Annotated in this window: 15 protein-coding genes; 3 read left to right on the top strand and 12 right to left on the bottom strand. The window is 62.9% G+C overall.

The window, feature by feature from the left end; genetic code table 11:
- Window positions 1–97: 97 nt before the first annotated feature.
- Window positions 98–877 (top strand): helix-turn-helix transcriptional regulator, encoded by a 780-nt coding sequence (locus EO136_RS08445; RefSeq protein WP_127144011.1) that lies wholly within the window; start codon window positions 98–100, stop codon window positions 875–877.
- 142 nt (window positions 878–1019) lie between these two features.
- Here EO136_RS08445 and EO136_RS08440 read toward each other — a convergent pair whose 3' ends face one another.
- Genes EO136_RS08440 through EO136_RS08415 form a run of 6 tightly spaced genes read right to left on the bottom strand, consistent with a single transcriptional unit; the run spans window position 1020 to window position 7127 of the window.
- Window positions 1020–1784, bottom strand: a complete 765-nt coding sequence (locus EO136_RS08440) for an aspartate/glutamate racemase family protein (protein WP_127144010.1) — start codon at window positions 1782–1784, stop codon at window positions 1020–1022.
- A 42-nt stretch (window positions 1785–1826) separates the two neighbouring features.
- Complete coding sequence (locus EO136_RS08435; RefSeq protein WP_164730499.1) at window positions 1827–3380, bottom strand: gamma-glutamyltransferase family protein; 1554 nt, start codon at window positions 3378–3380, stop codon at window positions 1827–1829.
- A 10-nt stretch (window positions 3381–3390) separates the two neighbouring features.
- Entirely contained in the window at window positions 3391–4149 is a 759-nt protein-coding gene (locus EO136_RS08430; RefSeq protein WP_127144008.1) for an ABC transporter ATP-binding protein, read from the bottom strand.
- A 14-nt stretch (window positions 4150–4163) separates the two neighbouring features.
- Window positions 4164–5159, bottom strand: coding sequence for an ABC transporter substrate-binding protein (locus EO136_RS08425; protein WP_127144007.1), 996 nt, complete (start codon window positions 5157–5159; stop codon window positions 4164–4166).
- Window positions 5160–5194: 35 nt separating this feature from the next.
- Window positions 5195–5959: an ABC transporter permease gene (locus EO136_RS08420; protein WP_127144006.1), complete on the bottom strand. Its 765-nt coding sequence runs from the start codon at window positions 5957–5959 to the stop codon at window positions 5195–5197.
- A 22-nt stretch (window positions 5960–5981) separates the two neighbouring features.
- Window positions 5982–7127 carry a M24 family metallopeptidase gene (locus EO136_RS08415; RefSeq protein ID WP_246018303.1) on the bottom strand — a complete coding sequence of 382 codons (1146 nt, stop codon included), beginning with the start codon at window positions 7125–7127 and terminating at the stop codon, window positions 5982–5984.
- Between the two features lie 142 nt (window positions 7128–7269).
- Here EO136_RS08415 and EO136_RS08410 point away from each other — a divergent pair, with 142 nt between their 5' ends.
- Window positions 7270–8223, top strand: coding sequence for a LysR family transcriptional regulator (locus tag EO136_RS08410; RefSeq protein WP_127144004.1), 954 nt, complete (start codon window positions 7270–7272; stop codon window positions 8221–8223).
- Between the two features lie 182 nt (window positions 8224–8405).
- Entirely contained in the window at window positions 8406–8693 is a 288-nt protein-coding gene (locus EO136_RS08405) for a DUF2934 domain-containing protein (protein ID WP_206513297.1), read from the top strand.
- A 170-nt stretch (window positions 8694–8863) separates the two neighbouring features.
- Here the strand turns inward: EO136_RS08405 and treY are convergent, their stop codons facing one another.
- From treY to EO136_RS08375, 6 genes are all read right to left on the bottom strand, one after another.
- Window positions 8864–11101 carry a malto-oligosyltrehalose synthase gene (treY, locus tag EO136_RS08400; RefSeq protein ID WP_127144003.1) on the bottom strand — a complete coding sequence of 746 codons (2238 nt, stop codon included), beginning with the start codon at window positions 11099–11101 and terminating at the stop codon, window positions 8864–8866.
- Window positions 11098–12816 (bottom strand): malto-oligosyltrehalose trehalohydrolase, encoded by a 1719-nt coding sequence (gene treZ / locus EO136_RS08395; protein WP_127144002.1) that lies wholly within the window; start codon window positions 12814–12816, stop codon window positions 11098–11100. Before treZ ends, treY begins: the two co-directional genes overlap by 4 nt.
- A 170-nt stretch (window positions 12817–12986) precedes the next feature.
- Complete coding sequence (gene glpK, locus EO136_RS08390; protein ID WP_127144001.1) at window positions 12987–14483, bottom strand: glycerol kinase GlpK; 1497 nt, start codon at window positions 14481–14483, stop codon at window positions 12987–12989.
- Window positions 14484–14549: 66 nt separating this feature from the next.
- Complete coding sequence (locus tag EO136_RS08385; protein ID WP_127144000.1) at window positions 14550–16283, bottom strand: ABC transporter substrate-binding protein; 1734 nt, start codon at window positions 16281–16283, stop codon at window positions 14550–14552.
- A 103-nt stretch (window positions 16284–16386) separates the two neighbouring features.
- Window positions 16387–16668 (bottom strand): DUF2160 domain-containing protein, encoded by a 282-nt coding sequence (locus EO136_RS08380; protein WP_127143999.1) that lies wholly within the window; start codon window positions 16666–16668, stop codon window positions 16387–16389.
- Between the two features lie 12 nt (window positions 16669–16680).
- Entirely contained in the window at window positions 16681–17499 is an 819-nt protein-coding gene (locus EO136_RS08375) for a carbohydrate ABC transporter permease (protein ID WP_127144025.1), read from the bottom strand.
- Window positions 17500–17568: the final 69 nt, after the last annotated feature.

The raw sequence follows: 17568 nt of genomic DNA, 5'->3' as shown, positions 1-17568 counted from the left end.
GGTCTCGACCTCTCCTGCAGCGCGCGTTCTCGGCGCGAACCGGGCTAGCGCTAGCGAGAAGCGGACAAGTGCTTCTGCCTGAAAAGAATAGACAAACTTGGACAGCGCTGCGCAATCTATGGAAATCCATAGGTTCCGAGCTCGTGGGGACGAGAGTTTGACATTGGAAGCCGCGCTGGACCGTATGGTCCTGGCCCATTCTGCTGAAATGGTCTGGAATGAGGCCCTCGCCTATTTCGAAGGTGCGGGCTTCGACCGGGTGATCTATGCGGACATGACAGGCCAGCCGCCGCTCTTACTCACCTCGTTTCCCGAGGCGTTCGGCGCCTATTATGCCGACGTGTGCAATCCTGCCGACGATCCCTTCTTCAAATATTGCTGCGCGTCCCTGATACCAATCGCAACCGGCTCGGATTACCTCGACCAGTATCAGTACCTCACGCCCTCCGAGCGCCGAGTCATCGAGACGGCACGCGAAGCGGGCATGCGGGCGGGGTTTTCGTGCACGTTTCAGCCCTTATCTCCCGAGGGCATGGGAGGTTGGAACATCGGATCCACGCTCGGGAGGACCCAGGTGGAATCCATCCTGACCGAGAAGGCTCCCAGTCTGCGGCTGGTCGCCCTTTACGCTCATGAGCGGATGGCCCGCTTGCGTCAGCATCGGGTTGCCGAACCAGCCATCAGGCTCAGCGCCCGGGAGCACGACTGCCTCGCCTATCTCGCAGCCGGAATGAAATGCCAGCAGATCGCCGACGCGCTCGGCATAAAGCCGGTGACCGTCGAGCTGCATCTGCGCCGCGCCCGGGAACGCTTGGGCGCACGCACCCGCGAACAAGCCCTCGCGATCGCCTTGAGCGCGAACCTCCTCAGGCTTTGAGAAGAGCGCGACTAAGGCGGCGAAGCAACTCCCTTGATCCTAGAGCGTTTCCAGGAAAGGTGGAAACACCTTTCCGGTTCGGAAAGGCGACAAATCAAAGACTTAGAGTTCCTGTTCTGATTCAGTCAGAACAGGATATGCTTTAGAGAAACCCGGAATATGGAGTCTGCACACATCCATGGTGGAGAAAGTTCACCAGATGCGTGAAGTCGAACACGGGCAATCCCGTCGCTTGCTGAATGGCGTGAGCGTAGGGTGGCAGAAGCGAGCACTCGAGCAGGATGGCTCCAATATCGGGATTGTCCGCCTGCATTTGCCTGGCGATCCCCACCGCCTCGGCTTCTGCGCGTCCGAAGTCGAGCGTTTCCTCGTCGTCCCAGGCTGTTCTGCAGAACTGATCTGATTTCTCCATTCCCACAATCGCCAGCTCCGAGCGCGCCAGCCGCGCCGCGGCGAGATGGCGTTCCGAGAGGCTTTCGCCATCTGCAGTGATGACGCCTAGGCGTTTGCCGGTGGTCAGGCCTGATAGGATCAGTGGCGCGAGCAACAGCGAGGAGGCGAGCACGGGGATCGACACCGCCGCCGCAAAGTGACGCTGGAAAAGGATCGCAAAGCCGCACGAGGTCGTGAGAGCCTTGCAGCCTTGGGCCTCAAGATACCGGGCGCCGGCGAGCCAGGGCTCGATCGCTTCGGCAAATTCGCCGCCGTCCGGGTCCATTGATCCCACGTCGCGAACTGTTCGCGAGCCACTCGCTCCCTTCACCACATGATGCATCACGGGGAATGGAAATGTCGTCGCGTTCCCGATCGCGCCGGACGGGCGCGGAAACCGGCCCTCGATCATGAGAATGCCAACGGCATGGCCATAAACATTCCGGCCACCGCGAAGGATCGGACCCGAAGTCATCGGGTCCCTCCTTGGCAAGACCTATCCCTTGCTGCCCATGCGTCAGCCGGAAACGGCATGGCAAGCCCGCCGGGGATCGGCGCCTCCCATCAGGACGCCGTCCGGTCCGGTAACGATGGCGTTCACACCGCCCATCAGACGCGACCAGTCGCCGACGTCCCTCACCGCAAAGCCCGATCGCTCGATCTCCTCACGCCAATGGCCAGGCGCGCGGGCCTCGAGCATCACGTCGTCGCCGGTGTCATGCCGGATACGGGGCGCTTCGATTGCCTGCTGGATATTCATGCCTGCTTTGAACAGGTTGAGGAGAACCTGGAAGATCGACTGTGGCTGGCCGTGATCGCCAGGCGTGGCAATCGCCACGTCACAGCCATCTTCCCCGATGACCAGAGCCGGGCAAAGCGTGTGGAAGGGGCGCGTGCCGGGCCTAAGTCCGCGCGTCGGATGGTCGCTGAGTTCCTCAAGATAAAGCCTGTTGTGCATCACGATTCCGGTCGAGGGGGAAATGACGCCGCTCCCGAAATCCTCGAACAGGCTCTGGACCCAGCTTACCGCATTTCCCCACCGATCGACGACCACCAGTGTGCTGGTATCCCCACCGCCTGCCCGCGCTTCTGTGTTGCGGTCGCCCTTGCTCGCAAGAATCGATGCGAATTCGACCCCATCGAGAGGTCCGGGCGCAACCCCGGATCGGTCCGGATCGGTCGCGGCCCGATCGCGTTCACCGAACGCGAGGTGCTTGAGCCTCAGGTAGAGATCGGGGGCCAGGGCCTGCGCGCCATCGGCCTGCCAGAGCGCAGCCAAAAATGCGAGCGCGATGCCTTGAGAGTTGGGCGGCGCGACGTGCAGCCTCCGCCCCAGGAAAGGCACGGACAGGGTCTCGGAGATCAGCGTTTCATGGGCGGCAAGGTCTTCGAGCGTCAGCAAGCTGCCCGCGGCGTCCAGGTCGGCGATCAGCGCGTCGCCGATCTCTCCTCCGTAAAGGGACTCAACGCCCTGCTCGGACATCTTGCGCAATGTGCGGCCGAGCTGGGGTTGATGAAACCGTTCACCCAGTGCTCGATGCCCCGGTGGGCCGTAGACCTCTGCCAGCTGGGGGAATTTGGCGGCCAATTCGCGGTATGTCTCACCGGCAAAAAAGGTCTGGAGAACCGTATCGGTCGGCACGCCGGCTTCGGCCAACGCGATCGCTGGTGCAAGCGCGTCCGAGAGCGTGGTCGTGCCGAAGCGTTCCAGTACGGTGTGCCACGCATGGGGGGCACCGCAAACGGTCATGGCCAATGGGCCGGTCTGCGGAATCTGCGTGAGCCCGCGCGCGGCAAAGGCGTCCAGCGTCGCGGCCTGCGGCGACCGCCCGCTGCCGTTGATCGCATAGACCGAATCGTCCTCCCGCACGTAACACAGGGCGATCGCGTCTCCGCCGACCCCATTCATGTTCGGGATCGCCACGGCCAGCGTCGTGGCAGCGGCAATGGCAGCGTCGAAGGCATTGCCGCCGGCACGCAGAACAGCGGCGCCGGCTTCGGATGCCAGATGATGGCCGCTGACCACCATTCCGGCGTCGGACATCAGGATGGGGCGGGAGGTAAAGCTCATCTGTCTGTTCTCACTCGACCATGCCATTGGCGTTCATAAGCTCGCGGATACGGTCGCTGGCCTCCTGGAAGCCGGGATCACCGAGGTTGGAAAAGGAGCGCGGCCGGGGCACCTTCACGTCGAGCACATCTACGACCCGCCCGGGCCGCGAAGACATCACGACCACCCGGTCGGCCAGGAACACCGCCTCGATGATCGAGTGGGTGATGAGCACGACCGTCTTGCCCGTCTCCATCCAGATGCGCTGAACCTCGAGGTTCATCTGCTCACGCGTCATGGCATCGAGCGCCCCGAACGGCTCGTCCATCAGGAGCAGCGCGGGGTCGTGGATAAGGGCCCGGCAAAGGGATACGCGCTGCTGCATCCCGCCCGAGAGCTGATGCGGTTGCTTGTCCTCGAAGCCCTTGAGTCCGACGAGGTCGATCATGCGCCCGATCGCGTCCTCGTAACTCGCACGCCGGGCGCCCTGAATCTCGAGCGGCAGGGCGATGTTCTCGCGCACCGTCCGCCATGGGAGGAGGACCGGCGTCTGGAACGCGATGCCGACATCTTCAGTCGGGCCGTCGATGTGATGGCCATTGACCATCACCGACCCTTCGGTTGCGGGAAGCAATCCCGCGATGAGACGCAGCAAGGTACTCTTGCCGCAGCCGGAACTGCCGACCACAGCAATGAATTCGCCTTTCTCGACACTGAGCCCGACTGACTGGAGCGCAGTCAGCTCATCGAATTTCTTGGTGACGTTTTCCAGGCGGATTGCAGGTTTCATCGCGGGGTGTCTTCTTATTCTGGCAAGAAGTCGTTGGTGTAGTACTGCTCGACCGGCAGTTCACGCTCCATGCCGGCATAGGTCGCAAGCAGCGTCTGCATTTCTTCCCAATCGGCTTGGGCCATATACCCGAACGGCTCATCTTCGGTATTGGCCGTGACGAGCGAGGGGAAGGTCAGTTCGAGCTGGCGCGCCAGGGCTTCGCGGTTGCGCTCCTGCTCGGGCAAGGCCGCAATGAGTGCATCGATTGCGGCTTCGGGATCTTCTTGCGCCATTTCCCAGCCGCGGACGGTGGCGGCGAGGAAGCCTTCGACAGCCTCTGGATTATCCGCGATGAAAGCATCGGACGTGACGATGCCGTTGTTCATCAGGCTCAGCCCGTAATCGGAAAACAGAAAGTACTCTACGTCCGCGCCCTGCGCTTCAAGCTGGGCCACCTGCACGTTGTAATATCCGGGAATGGCATCGGCCCGGCGCTGCAGCAGCATCGCGTTCTTGGCGCCGACAGCAGGATTGAGCACACCCACGCTGGCGGGATCGACGCCTTCGGCTTCGAGCAGCGCATCAAAAAGCTGGGCGGAGGATTCGCCGGGAGCGAAAGCGACGACCTTGTCGGTGAGATCGCTCGGCGTTTCGACCGGAGCATCGCTGTGCGAGATGATGGTGGCCACGTCGCTGATGACGCGCATCACAGCCTTGAGCGGCAGGCCCTGCTCCACGCCGCGGACCATCGATCCGAAATCGACAAAACCGAACTGATCGTTTCCCTGGGCGACGAACTGCGCCACGGTGGGCGAGCCCTGCCCTTCACCGATCGACACATCGAGGCCCTCGGCTTCATAGAGCCCTTCCTGGACGGCCAGATAGAACGGGGCATGGCTGCCGTAGATCGTCCAGTCGAGCCGGAACGAGATGGGGGTGAGGTCCTGGGCCATGAGCGATCCGGTGCCGAGCGCAGTCGTGCCCAGTCCGATTGCGGTGACCATTGCAAGGAAATTGCGTTTTTTCATCGATATGTCCTTTCTGTTCAAGCAAGTTGCGGGTGTCAGAGAGAGGCGTCCTTGAGCCGCACCGTGGCGTGCCAGGGTATGGCCCGGGTTTCGATGATCTCGACGCCGTAGTACAGGACGACGCCGATCACGGTGAGAATGGCGAGCACCGCGAACAGCAGCGTGGTGTCGAGATTGGCGTTGGCGACAAGAAGCAGGTAGCCGAGCCCTTCTGTTGCCCCCACCCATTCGGCAATGACCGCACCGACCACGGCGAAGGCGACCGATACCTTGAGCCCGGAAAACAGGCTCGGCAGGGCCAGCGGGAACCGGAATTTCCAGAAGAGCTGGAAACGGCTGGCCCGCATCGAGGTCGCAAGCTCGAGCATCTCGCGTTCCATCGACCTCAGCCCCACCACGGTGGAGATGACGATGGGGAAGAAGGCCACAAGGAAGGTGATGAGGATCTTGGGCGTGATCCCCAGCCCGAACCAAACCACGATCAGCGGCGCGAGAGCGACCTTTGGAAAGGTCTGGGACAGGATCAGCCAGGGCATGATGGCCTTGTCGAGCACCCGGCTGGAAACGATCAGAAAGGCCAGAGGTACGCCCACCACGATGCTCAGGAAAAATCCGCCCAGCGTCTCGTAGGTCGTCACCCAGGTGTGACGCATAAGATACCCAAAATCTCCAACCAGCCGTTCGATCACCGCCTCGGGTCTCGGGAGCAGATACGGGGGGATGTCGAAAAACACCGCCGCGCCGTACCAGGCGATCACGAAAAGCACAAAGGTCGCAAATGGATAGGCAGCATCTCTCATGCGTCGATTCCTGAGATCTGGATCACGTGTTGGTCAGCAGTTCGCGGGGGTAATCGGCAAAAGTCTTGGCTCCGTCACTGGTCACCACGAAGGATTCCGAGACGACCAGCCCGTATTTCTCGAACCAGAGAGCGGGGATACAGTGGAACGTCATGTTCTCTTCCATCACCGTCTTGTCTCCAGCCCGCAGGCTGCAGGTGAGCTCACCCCAGGTGGGCGGGTATCCGATGCCGACGGGATAGCCGATGCGGCTGTCCTTCTCGATGCCGTGGCGGGCGATGACATCTTTCCAGGCTGCCGCGAGTTCCTCGCAAAGGACGCCGGGCCTGACCTTGTCGAGCACTGCCTCGAGCCCCTCGCGGATGATCGCGGTGGTCTTCACGAGTTCCTGGGGCGGCGTCCCGACATAGACGCAGCGTGAGAGCGGGGAGTGGTAGCGGTGTCGCACACCGCCCATCTCGATGTAGAAAATCTCGTCCTCGACCAGCGGCGCGTCGGTCCAGCTCAAATGCGGCGCGCTGCAATATTCGCCGACCATGGCGTTGGGCGGCTTGCAGGGGAAGGTGCCGCCGAATTCGGGCGTACCGGAGGTCGTGACCTTGTAGAGCTCGGCCATCACGTCGCACTGACGGACACCTACGGCGACCGTCTGGCGCGCGGCTTCCATCGCAGCCCCGGCAATGGCGCCAGCCTGCATCATGAACTCGATTTCCCTGGCGGACTTGGTCATGCGCACACGATTGACGAGCAGGAAAGCATCCTCGAAATGCGCGTCGGGCAAGGCATCGGTCAGAATCTGGTGCCAGCGGGCGGTGTAATAATAGTCGTCCATCTCCACGCCGATGTTCGCACCCGACCAGCCCCGCTCGGTGATGAGTTCGGCAAGATAATCCATTGGATGCAACTCGGCGGACCCGACATATTTGTCGGGGTAGGCTATGACATTTTCGGGCGCGAGAAACGCGGTGAACTGGGCACCGACTGCATCCATTTTCCGCCCGAACCAGATGGGCTCGTCATGATCGAGATGCACGGCGACCATCTGGGGCGTGTAGAACGACCAGCCGTCATAACCGGTCAGGTAGAACTGGTTGGCGGGGCTCGAGACAAGCAGCAGATCGATGCCACGACTGCGCATTTCGGCCTTGGCTCTGGCCACACGTCCCATAAATTCTTCCCGCCCGAACAGGATCATTCTCATCGCTCCGCTTCATGTGCCTAAATTGTAGGCTTGATTTCCGCTTGATGATGTTCCGAGCAGGTGCTTAAGTCTATTGAATTAATTTCCCGAACCTCATGCCCTTTTGGTTATGCGCCACCCCAACCTTCGCCACCTCGAGATTTTCCGGACACTCGTTCAGACGCTAAGCGTCACCGAGACGGCGAAGCTCCACAACATCAGCCAACCCGCTGTTAGCAAGGCGATTTCCCAGCTCCAGGACACGGTGGGGCTTACCCTGTTTCAGCGGGTCCGCGGCCGGCTTCAGCCCAGCAGCGACACGATGCGGCTCCTTGCCGAGACCGAGCGCTTACTCAATCAGGTGGCCCTGTTTGGGGACGAAATCGACGCCTTGCACGAGGCCCTACACGGCCGGCTGACTATTGCTGCAATTCCTGCGCTGGCGATCGGAGGCCTTGCAGAGGGCGTTGGACGCTTCCTTCGAGACTATCCAAAGGTCCAGGTCGAGTTTCAGGCCGAAATGTCCCAGCGCATCGTCGATGATGTCGCCAGCCACAAGATAGAACTCGGCTTCATCCACGGCGATCCGCAAAGCGCGAACGTCCGGGCAATCCATATCGAGGATTCCGAGATGGCCTGCCAGGTGTCCGTGCAACACCCCCTCGCGCGAAAGGCGATCATTACGGCCGAGGATCTGCGCGGCCAGCCGCTCGTGTTTCTCAACCCCGCCTCGCCGCCCAACCATCTGATCCGCGAGAATTTCGCTCGCGCGGGCGTGCGCCCCGAGGTGGTGGCCGAAATCAATGCTTCCCATCTCGCCGGGCCGGTCGTCCATCACGGCGCAGTGGCGTTCGTCGATCCGATCTCGGCAGATACCGGCCCGTCGGGGACGACCGTGTGCCGACCGTTCAGGCCGCGTGTTCCTCTGGCGATCTACGCCATATCCTCGGCAGTGAGGCCGGTATCCAACCTCTCGCAGCTGTTCTCGGGCATCGCCACGCATTCGATCCGCCAACATCTGGCGCGTGCCCTGCGCGAACTTGGCGCAGAAGGCAACCGCCCCGATCGCGTGCCGCCAGCCTGAGCAATCGCATGCCGACCGCTCAGGCGCACTAACCTGGGTTGCTGATACAGGCGGCGGAAAGGCCGGAAAGGCCCTGCTACCAGGGCCTTGCAGCGCTGGACCAACCACCTGCGCGGCTCGGGGAACGGGCGCGAAGGACCGGCGTTTGAGAGAACCATCAGCCAGAAACGAAAGTCGCGATCATGAACATGTCGGACGAAGACATCCGTCGCCGGGCGTATGAACTTTGGGAAAAGGAAGGCAAGCCGGAAGGCCGTGATCTGGAGCATTGGCTTCGGGCCAGCGAGGACAGCGGCTCTGCAGACGACGGCCCGCAAGAGGATGGCAGCACCGAAGGCCCGATCGGCGCCGCCGGGGACGACCCCGGAAAGACCGGTGGCGAGAATACGCTGGAGGGCGATGAGCCCGACAGCACGGGCACGGCTTCTCCAGCCGCCTCATCGCCCCAGCGCACACGCCTCGACCGCTGACGATCCGCGGTCACCCAATCGGGCACCACGGGTCTTGCCCGTGGTGCCAACCCAGGCCGAAGCCATCGGGGCGCCCACACCACAATCGCCAAGCCGGTCCCCGCGATGAGAAGCCCGGCCACCACATGCAACTGATCGTCGGTCACACGCGCAAACGGAGCCACTAGGCGTCAGCTCCGATAGAGACTCACCGCGACGTCACCATCGAACGCGATGGAGAGGATGGGGGCTGGATCGGCTGAGCGTGGGCCGTGGGAAATCTCGACAGCCAGGACAGTGCCGTCAAGTTGGCGCACCAGCCGTATCCGATCCTCGCTGCGTTTCAGGACGGCTGTCGCGGTGGAGAAAAACTCTGGCTCGGCGGCGCGCATGGCGAGCAACTCCCGCGTCCATCGGGCCTTGGTGGCATCGAACCCATCGCCCTCATGGGCGCGCTGCATCCTGCCCCAGTCCACCGGCAGCCGGTTGTCGGGGTCGGTCAGGGCAAGAAACGAAATCTCCGAGCCGCGGTAGAAATCGGGGAATCCCGGCATAACGGCTTTGAGCGCGAGTTGCGCGAGGGACAGAGCGTTTCCCCGCTCGATGAGTGCGGCAAGTGCCTCCGGCCGATCCTGGGTCCAAGACTGCAGCACCTCGCGCGCGAAGGCCCGTGCGTTGCTCTCGGCTTGTGTGTCGGGCCGCGTCCAGAAGCTTGTCAGCTTCGCCTCGCGCATCGCCTTTTCTATGTGTCCGTCGAGCCGGTCCCCGATCTCGTCGACCGCGTCGGAAAACAGCGCCAGCGCCGATTGTACGATATACCACCGCCACCGCGCCTCGACCCTTCCTGCATCCGGAAGCTCGGCTGCCGCGTCGTAGAGCGCGATGAACATTTCGGGCAGATGGCTGATCGCCACCAGCCGCATGCGGGAGTCCTCGGACCGCTTTGTGTCGTGGGTCGAGGTCAGCGTCATCTCGGTGGCGCTTCGCCGGTCGAGGAACCGCTGTGCCTCCTCGGCCGCCACATCCGCCTCTTCCGGCTCGGCCCCCACCTCATTGGCAGCGATGAATCGCGTCCAGCGGAACCCGGCCGTGTCCTCCTGCGCCTTGGCCAGCAGGGCACCTGAGACCTGCTGGAAGCGCACCACGAAGGCGTGTGCCTCGTCTGTCCCTGGGTCGACGATCATCTGGCGCAGCAATTCCAGCGTCCGGCTGGAGCGCAAGTTCGGCGCCGCGTCTTCAACGATTTGGGAGACCAGCTCACGATCGTCGGATGGTCGATCCTCGCGCGTGAAGTAGGTGCGGTAGCGCCGCATGCCGAGCAAAAGGGCGGTTACCGCCTCGCGCAAGGACTCCGGCCCCGCCTCGGCAATCGTGGAGCCTCCGGCAGCGACGGCTGCCAGCCCGACAAGCTGAAGCCGCTCGGCAGCCAGCTCGTTATCGAGAATATCGCGCTTGGCGCGAACGAGGCTCGCCGCGAAATCCTCGCTGATGCCCGTCGTCTCGCTCCAATAGTCGTCAAGCCGCTCGAGCCCCTCCTTGACTGTCAGCAGCCGCGCGATCATGCGCGCGGCCTCATAGCCGGTAGTTCCCGCCGTCGCCCAGTGCTCGGGGACTTCTTCGCTACCCACGACGATCTTTTCGATCCAGACCGGAGTGTCGGGAAGCGCCTCGGCCAATCGGCCGAGATACTGGCTGGGATCGACCAGCCCATCGATATGGTCGACCCGCAGCCCATGGACGAGGCCTTCTCTGACCAGATCGAAGATGAGCGCGTGCGTATCCTCGAACACTTTGGGGTCTTCCACCCGCATGCCCACAAGGCTCGTCACGTTGAAGAACCGCCGATGGGTGATCCCGTCGCGCTCCAGTTCCCAATGCACCAGCCGCCAGTGCTGAGCCTCATGGGCCGCACGCAGATCGCCGCCCTCGGTGCCCGGGGCCATGGGGACGCGCACGTCGTCAAAGACCCATTGGTCCCCATCGATGGCGAAGCGTCCCTCACCGATCATCTTCTCGAAAGGCTCGGGCAGGAATGGCAGCACGAGCGGCCCTGCCTTCCAGTCGATGTCGAAATGGGGCGCAAAGGCGCTCGCCTCCCCATGCATCAGGACGTCGCGCAACCAGGGGTTGTCCAGGGTGAACGCGGTGTGATTGGGCACGATATCGAGGATGATGCCGATATCGCGAGCTCTGGCTGCCCGCGCGAGAGCCTCGAATCCGGCCCGTCCGCCGATCGTCGGATCGATTTCCGTAGGATCGGTCACATCGTAACCATGGGTCGATCCCTTTGCCGCCTGGAAAATCGGCGAGAGGTAGAGATGGGATATCCCCAGGCCCTTGAAATAATCGAGATGCCCCTCGACCTCGGCGAACCCCATTCCCTCGCGAAGCTGGATCCTGTAGGTCGCCGTGGGAATACGCGGGATCATGATCTGTCTATCCTTGCATGGAGCGCGTATGCGTCCCGTTCTATGTCGCCCAGTCTGAAGCCCGGCTCGCCGAGGGGGGTGCAGAACGCCCCGACGGTTCCGAAGTTTAGCGCGATCCGCAGCACGCCGGCCCCGAATGTCCAGCTTGCGGCCAGAGCCCGCTCGCCTGCGACGGTCACTTGTCCATCCGCTTCGGCACCTGCCTTGAGCATGGGCACAAGATGGTTGGCGCGGAAGTCCAGCGCATCGCGGGTCAGGTTCTGCCAGAACCGGGCGTGATCGGTATCGCTCCAATCGATCCGCGAGCGGGCGAAGGTCTCTGGCGAAAGCGGATCGGGCACATCGGCGCCCATGGAGGCGATTTCGGCGAATTCCTGGGCGCGTCCGGTCCTCACGCTTTCGGCCAGTTGCCCCTCATAGTCTGCAAAGAACAGGAAGGGCGCCGTCTCGCCCCGCTCCTCGCCCATGAAGACCATCGGGATATAGGGCGCAACGAGGTTGAGCGCATAGGCCACGGCAACCCCGGCCGGATCGGCAAGCGAGAGCAGCCGGTCCCCATTCGCTCTGTTGCCCACCTGATCGTGGGTCTGGGTGGAATTGACGAAGCCGGTGGTCGGCAAATGCCCGCTGGCCTTGCCGCGCGGCGTATCCCTCCCCGGGCGGGGCTGGCCTTCCTCGATATGCCCCCGTTCGAGAGCCAGAGCCAGATCACCAATCGGATCGTGGGCGAAGCTCTTGTAGTAGGAATGATCCTCTCCGGTCAGAGCCGTATGGACGGCGTGATGGAAATCGTCGTTCCAGGTCGCATCGTAGCCAAACGCCTCGCGTAGCTCGGGATCGTTGCTCTCGTCCTCTACGACGAGATGAATCTGGCGTCCGGGATCGGCGGCTCTGGTGCGTTCGGCCAGTTCGGCAAAGAACGTCTCCGCCTTGGGGCCGGTTATCTGATGGACCGCATCGAGCCGCAGGCCGTCGAACCTGTAGTCAACGATCCACATCAGCGCGCACTCGATCCAGAAATCCCGCACCGGTTGCCGCGAAAAGTCGATCGCCGCGCCCCAGGGGGTATGCCGGTCCTTGTCGAAGAATTCCGGTGCCGTAGCGTGCAGATAAGCGCCATCTGGGCCGAAATGGTTCATCACCACATCGAGCATCACCATCAGCCCCAAGCTGTGGGCATGATCGACAAGGCGCTTGAGATCGTCGGGCGTGCCGTAGGCGGGATGAGGCGCGAAAGGCAGCACGCCATCATAGCCCCATCCCCGGTCGCCGGGAAATTGGCCCACCGGCATGATCTCGATGGCAGTGAACCCGAGTTCGGCCAGCATCTCAAGCTTGACCCGGGCGCTGGAGAACGTGCCCTCGGGGGTGAACGTCCCCACATGCATTTCGTAGATCACGGCCTCGGCCCAGTCCCTGCCCCGCCAGTCGCACTGCCACGCAAACGCGCCGTGGTCGACCGCAACCGATCGGCCGTGAACGTCGCCTGCCTGCAACCGGCTGGCCGGATCGGGCACCTCAAGGCCGTCGACGGAAAAGCCATAGACCATTCCGGCCTCGGCTTTTGTGTCCAGCACCCAATAGCCGTCCGGCTCGCGCTGCATGTCAATCAGGCCCTGCTGGCAGACCAGCTTGACCGATTGCGCCTCGGGCGCCCAAAGCCGCGCCGTCCAATCTGCCGAACCGGGCGTGAAACCCCAATTGTGCACCGTCATCCCTGCCCCCAAAGCTGGATACTGGCACCTTAATGCCACCGGGCCTGCGACGTTCCGGATGCGCCTATGTTAGCCTCATGGCACGGCCCGAGGCCACCACCGATGTCTCGTGGACCTGAATGCGAGGCAAATTGCCCCTGCGCTCGCTGCTCTGCATTGGTTCGCGCCGACTAGAACTTGGCCGATACCGTCAACCGCAGGGCCTCGTGCCATCCAGCGATGCGCGCGGAACGAAGCCCTTCATCCCATTGCGCCTCGAACCGCTCATCGACCTGCCAGATCCGCGCGAATCCCTCCTGGTCGGGCCATATCCCGGCCTGGTGCCCCGCCAGCCATGCCGCGCCCAGCGCCGTGGTTTCGAGAAATACGGGCCGGTCGACCGGCGCGTCGGTGATGTCGGCCAGCCGCTGCATCATCCAGTCCGATGCCACCATGCCGCCATCGGCCCTCAGGACGGTATGGTGCCCACCAGGCTGCCAGTCCCGGTGCATGGCGTCGAGCAGATCGCGGGTCTGGTAGCAGACCGCCTCGAGCGCTGCGCGCGCGAATTCCGCCCGTCCCGTGCTTCGCGTCATCCCGAAGATTGCGGCCCTCGCATTGGCCTGCCACCAAGGCGCACCCAGCCCGACGAAGGCCGGCACAAGGTAGATCGGCTGATCGGGATCTGAAGTTGCGGCCAGCGGTCCGACCTCCTCGGACGCCCCGATCATGCCGAGCTCGTCGCGTAGCCACTTCACGGTCGCCCCGGCCATGAAGATGGAGCCTTCCAGCGCATAGGTCGGGGTATTGTTGATGCGGCAGGCCACGGTCGAGAGCAGCCTGTTGGCGGAATTCACGCACTGATCTCCCGTGTTGAGCAGCACGAAGCACCCCGTGCCGAACGTGGCTTTCACCATGCCCGGAGCAAAACAGGCCTGACCGATCAGCGCTGCCTGCTGATCCCCGGCGATGCCGCGGATGGGAATGGGCGCACCGAAAAGCGCGGGGTCGCACTGGCCAAACTCGGCCGCGCAATCTTCCACAACCGGAAGCAGCGATGCCGGGATGTCGAGCGCTGCGCAGAGTTCGGGGTCCCATTTCTGTTCGTGGATGTCGAACAGCAGGGTCCGGCTGGCATTGGTCGCGTCGGTCACGTGCGCCCGGCCGCCGGTCAGACGCCAGACAAGGAAGCTGTCGATGGTGCCGAAGGCCAGCCTGCCTGCGTCCGCCTTTTGCCTTGCCCCCTCCACATGCTCCAACAGCCAGGAGATCTTGGTCCCCGCGAAATAGGGATCGAGCAGAAGCCCGGTGCGTTCGCGCACGAGCAGCTCGAGCCCGCTTTCGCGCAGTGCATCGCATTTGGCGCTGGTGCGACGGTCCTGCCACACAATGGCGTTGGCGATCGGCCGGCCCGTCTCCCGATCCCACAGCATCGTGGTTTCGCGCTGGTTGGTGATGCCGATGCCCGCGATAGCCGAGGGCGCGATGCCCGCCTTGTCTATCGCCGCCCTGACCGACCACACGACGGTGGTCCATATGTCTTCGGCGTCATGCTCGACCCAACCGGGAGCAGGAAAGTGCTGCCGGAACTCCTTCTGTGCACTCGCGACAGGCTTCATCGCCCCATCAAAGATGATGGCACGCGTGGACGTGGTGCCCTGATCGATGGCCAAGACATATCCGGTCACAGCAATGTCCTTTGAGATGAGAAAAGACGTGCCGGGGCCCTAGGCCCCGGCACGGTGCGGTCTGCCTTATTCGGCAGCCCAGCTCTGGATCAGCTCGTCATAGCCGATGGTGAGCGGTTCCTCGTCCTCGTTTTCCTTGGCGGGCTGCGGCGCAATGGTGCCATTGGCCTGGGCTTGCTCCACCCAGTACTCGAAGGACTGTTCCTCGTTGAGCAGCGGCCCGTATTCACCCTGCACGCCAGCGGCCTCGAGGCGGGCCATGACGGCCTCCTGCTCGGCACACAGCGCGTCCATGGCTTCCTGGGCGGTCCTTTCACCCGAAGACGCGTCACCGATATGCTGCCACCAGAGCTGCGCCAGACGCGGATAGTCCGGAACATTGGTGCCGGTCGGCGACCACTGGACGCGAGCAGGCGAGCGGTAGAACTCGACCAGCCCACCCAGCTCGGGCGACCGTTCGGTGAAGCTTTCGTGCTGGATGGTGGATTCACGCACGAAGGTAAGGCCCACATGGCTCTTTTTCACGTCCACGGTCTTGGAGGCGATGAACTGCCCATAGAGCCAGGCCGCCTGAGCCCGGTCGACGGGCGTGGACTGCATAAGGGTAACCGAACCCGCATCCTGATAACCCAACTTCATGCCATCGACCCAGTAGACGCCATGGGGCGAAGGGGCCATCCGCCATTTTGGCGTTCCGTCCTCGTTGAGGACCGCCTGTGCACCCTCCCCGACCATGTCGGCGGTGAAGGTTGTGTACCAGAAGATCTGCTGGGCGATGTTACCCTGAGCCGGCACGGGACCGGACTCCGAGAAGTTCATGCCCTGGGCCTCTGGAGGTGCATAGGCCGAGAGCCAATCGAGATACTTCTGAATGGCGTAGACTGATGCAGGGCCGTTGGTGTCGCCGCCGCGTGCAACGCACGAGCCGACAGGCTGACCGGCGTCGTTCACGCGGATCCCCCATTCGTCGACGGGAACACCGTTGGGCAGGCCCACGTCACCATTGCCGGCCATCGACAGCCAGGCGTCGGTGAAGCGCCATCCGAGCGAAGGATCCTTACGGCCATAGTCCATGTGACCATAGACCGCGTTTCCGTCGATCTCTCGACCGGTGAAGAACTCAGCGATGTCCTCATAGGCCGACCAGTTCACCGGCACGCCCAGCTCATAGCCGTATTCGGCTTCGAAATCGGCCATGATCTCGGGATCGGTGAACCAGTCGTAACGGAACCAGTAGAGGTTGGCGAACTGCTGGATCGGAAGCTGGTAGATCTTTCCGTCCGGAGCCGTGGTGAACGAGATGCCGACGAAATCGTCGATATCGAGGTTGGGGTTCGTGACGTCGGCCCCCTCGCCTTCCATGAAGTCGGTGAGGTTGCGCACCTGATCGTAGCGCCAGTGCGTGCCGATCAGGTCGGAGTCGTTGACGTACATGTCGTAGAGGTTCTCGCCGGTCTGCATCTGGCTCTGGAGACGCTCCACCACGTCGCCTTCGCCGATCAGGTCATGGCTGACCTGAATGCCGGTGATTGCCGAGAATGCCGGGGCCAGAACCTGGCTTTCGTATTCATGGGTTGTGATGGTTTCGGACACGACGCGGATGTCCATTCCTGCGAATGGCTGGGCCGCATCGATGAACCACTGCATCTCCTCTTCCTGCTCCTCCCTGGTCAGCGAGGAGAGCTCACCAATCTCGGCGTCCAGGAAAGCGCGCGCCGCTTCCATGTCGGCCCAGGCCGGGGCTGCCAATTGTCCCAGAAAGACAATCGCCGCCGTTGATGACATCAGTATCCTTCGCATGAAATCCTCCCTTGGATTGCGAACTGGAGTTCACGCACATGCTCCCACAGGTGCGCATGAAGTGCGGGCGATCCAGCGGTCGCCCGCACCATGGACTGGCCGGCTAGACGTAGCGGAACACGAGCACCGCGTAGACGCCACTGAGAGCCAGCGACCACCACAGGTTGGCGTCCACGAGACCCAGCCATGCGAGGTTGATAAAGGCGCTTCCCAGGAGCGAGATGAACAGCCTGTCCCCCCGCGTCGTCTCGAAGCGCAGCACGCCTATGCGCGGGTCGCCGCCGGGACGGAGGTACTCCCACACCCCCATCGCGGCGATCAGCGCAAAGATCGAAACAAAGAATATTGCCGTCGGCATCGTCCATGCCATCCACGAGAAATTCATGGCACCGCTCCCCTATACCCGGCCCAGGGCAAAGCCCTTGGCGATGTAGTTGCGTACGAAATAGATGACCAATGCGCCCGGGATGATCGTGAGCACCCCTGCGGCGGCGAGCACGCCCCAGTCGAGCCCGGAGGCCGATACCGTTCGGGTCATGACCGAAGCGATGGGCCGGGCGTCCGTCGTTGTCAGCGTCCGGGCAATAAGAAGCTCCACCCAGGAGAACATGAAGCAGAAGAACGCTGCCACGCCGATGCCCGAGGAAATGAGCGGGATGAATATCTTGATAAAGAACCTCGGGAACGAGTAGCCGTCCACATAGGCGGTCTCGTCGATCTCCTTGGGCACGCCCGACATGAAGCCCTCGAGGATCCAGACCGCCAGAGGCACGTTGAACAGGCAGTGCGCCAGCGCCACGGCGATGTGGGTATCGATCAGCCCGAAAGATGAGTAGAGCTGCAGGAACGGCAGCGCGAACACGGCAGGCGGGGCCATCCGGTTGGTCAGCAGCCAGAAAAACAGGTGCTTGTCGCCGAGGAACCGGTAGCGCGAAAACGCATAGGCTGCGGGCAGCGCCACGGCGACCGAAATGGTCGTGTTGAGCACCACATAGATGATCGAGTTGATGTAACCCGAATACCAGCTCGGGTCGGTGAAGATCACCATGTAGTTGCGCAGCGTCGGGTTCTGCGGGAACAGCGAAAAGCCCCCCAGGATCTCCGCATTGGTCTTGAAGCTCATGTTGACGAGCCAGTAGATCGGCAACAGGAGGAAAACGATGTAAAGCGTGGGCACCAGCCAGGAAAACCGCGCCTTCTGCCCGCGCCGGCGCATCTTGCGCGCCAGCGCATCGTTCTGGGCCGAGGGTGCTCTGGCCGACGCGGAGACGGAACGATGGACGAC

It is taken from the genome of Pelagibacterium montanilacus (assembly GCF_003992665.1).
Taxonomy (GTDB): Bacteria; Pseudomonadota; Alphaproteobacteria; order Rhizobiales; family Devosiaceae; genus Pelagibacterium; species Pelagibacterium montanilacus.
This window is presented reverse-complemented; position numbering and strand designations above follow the sequence as displayed.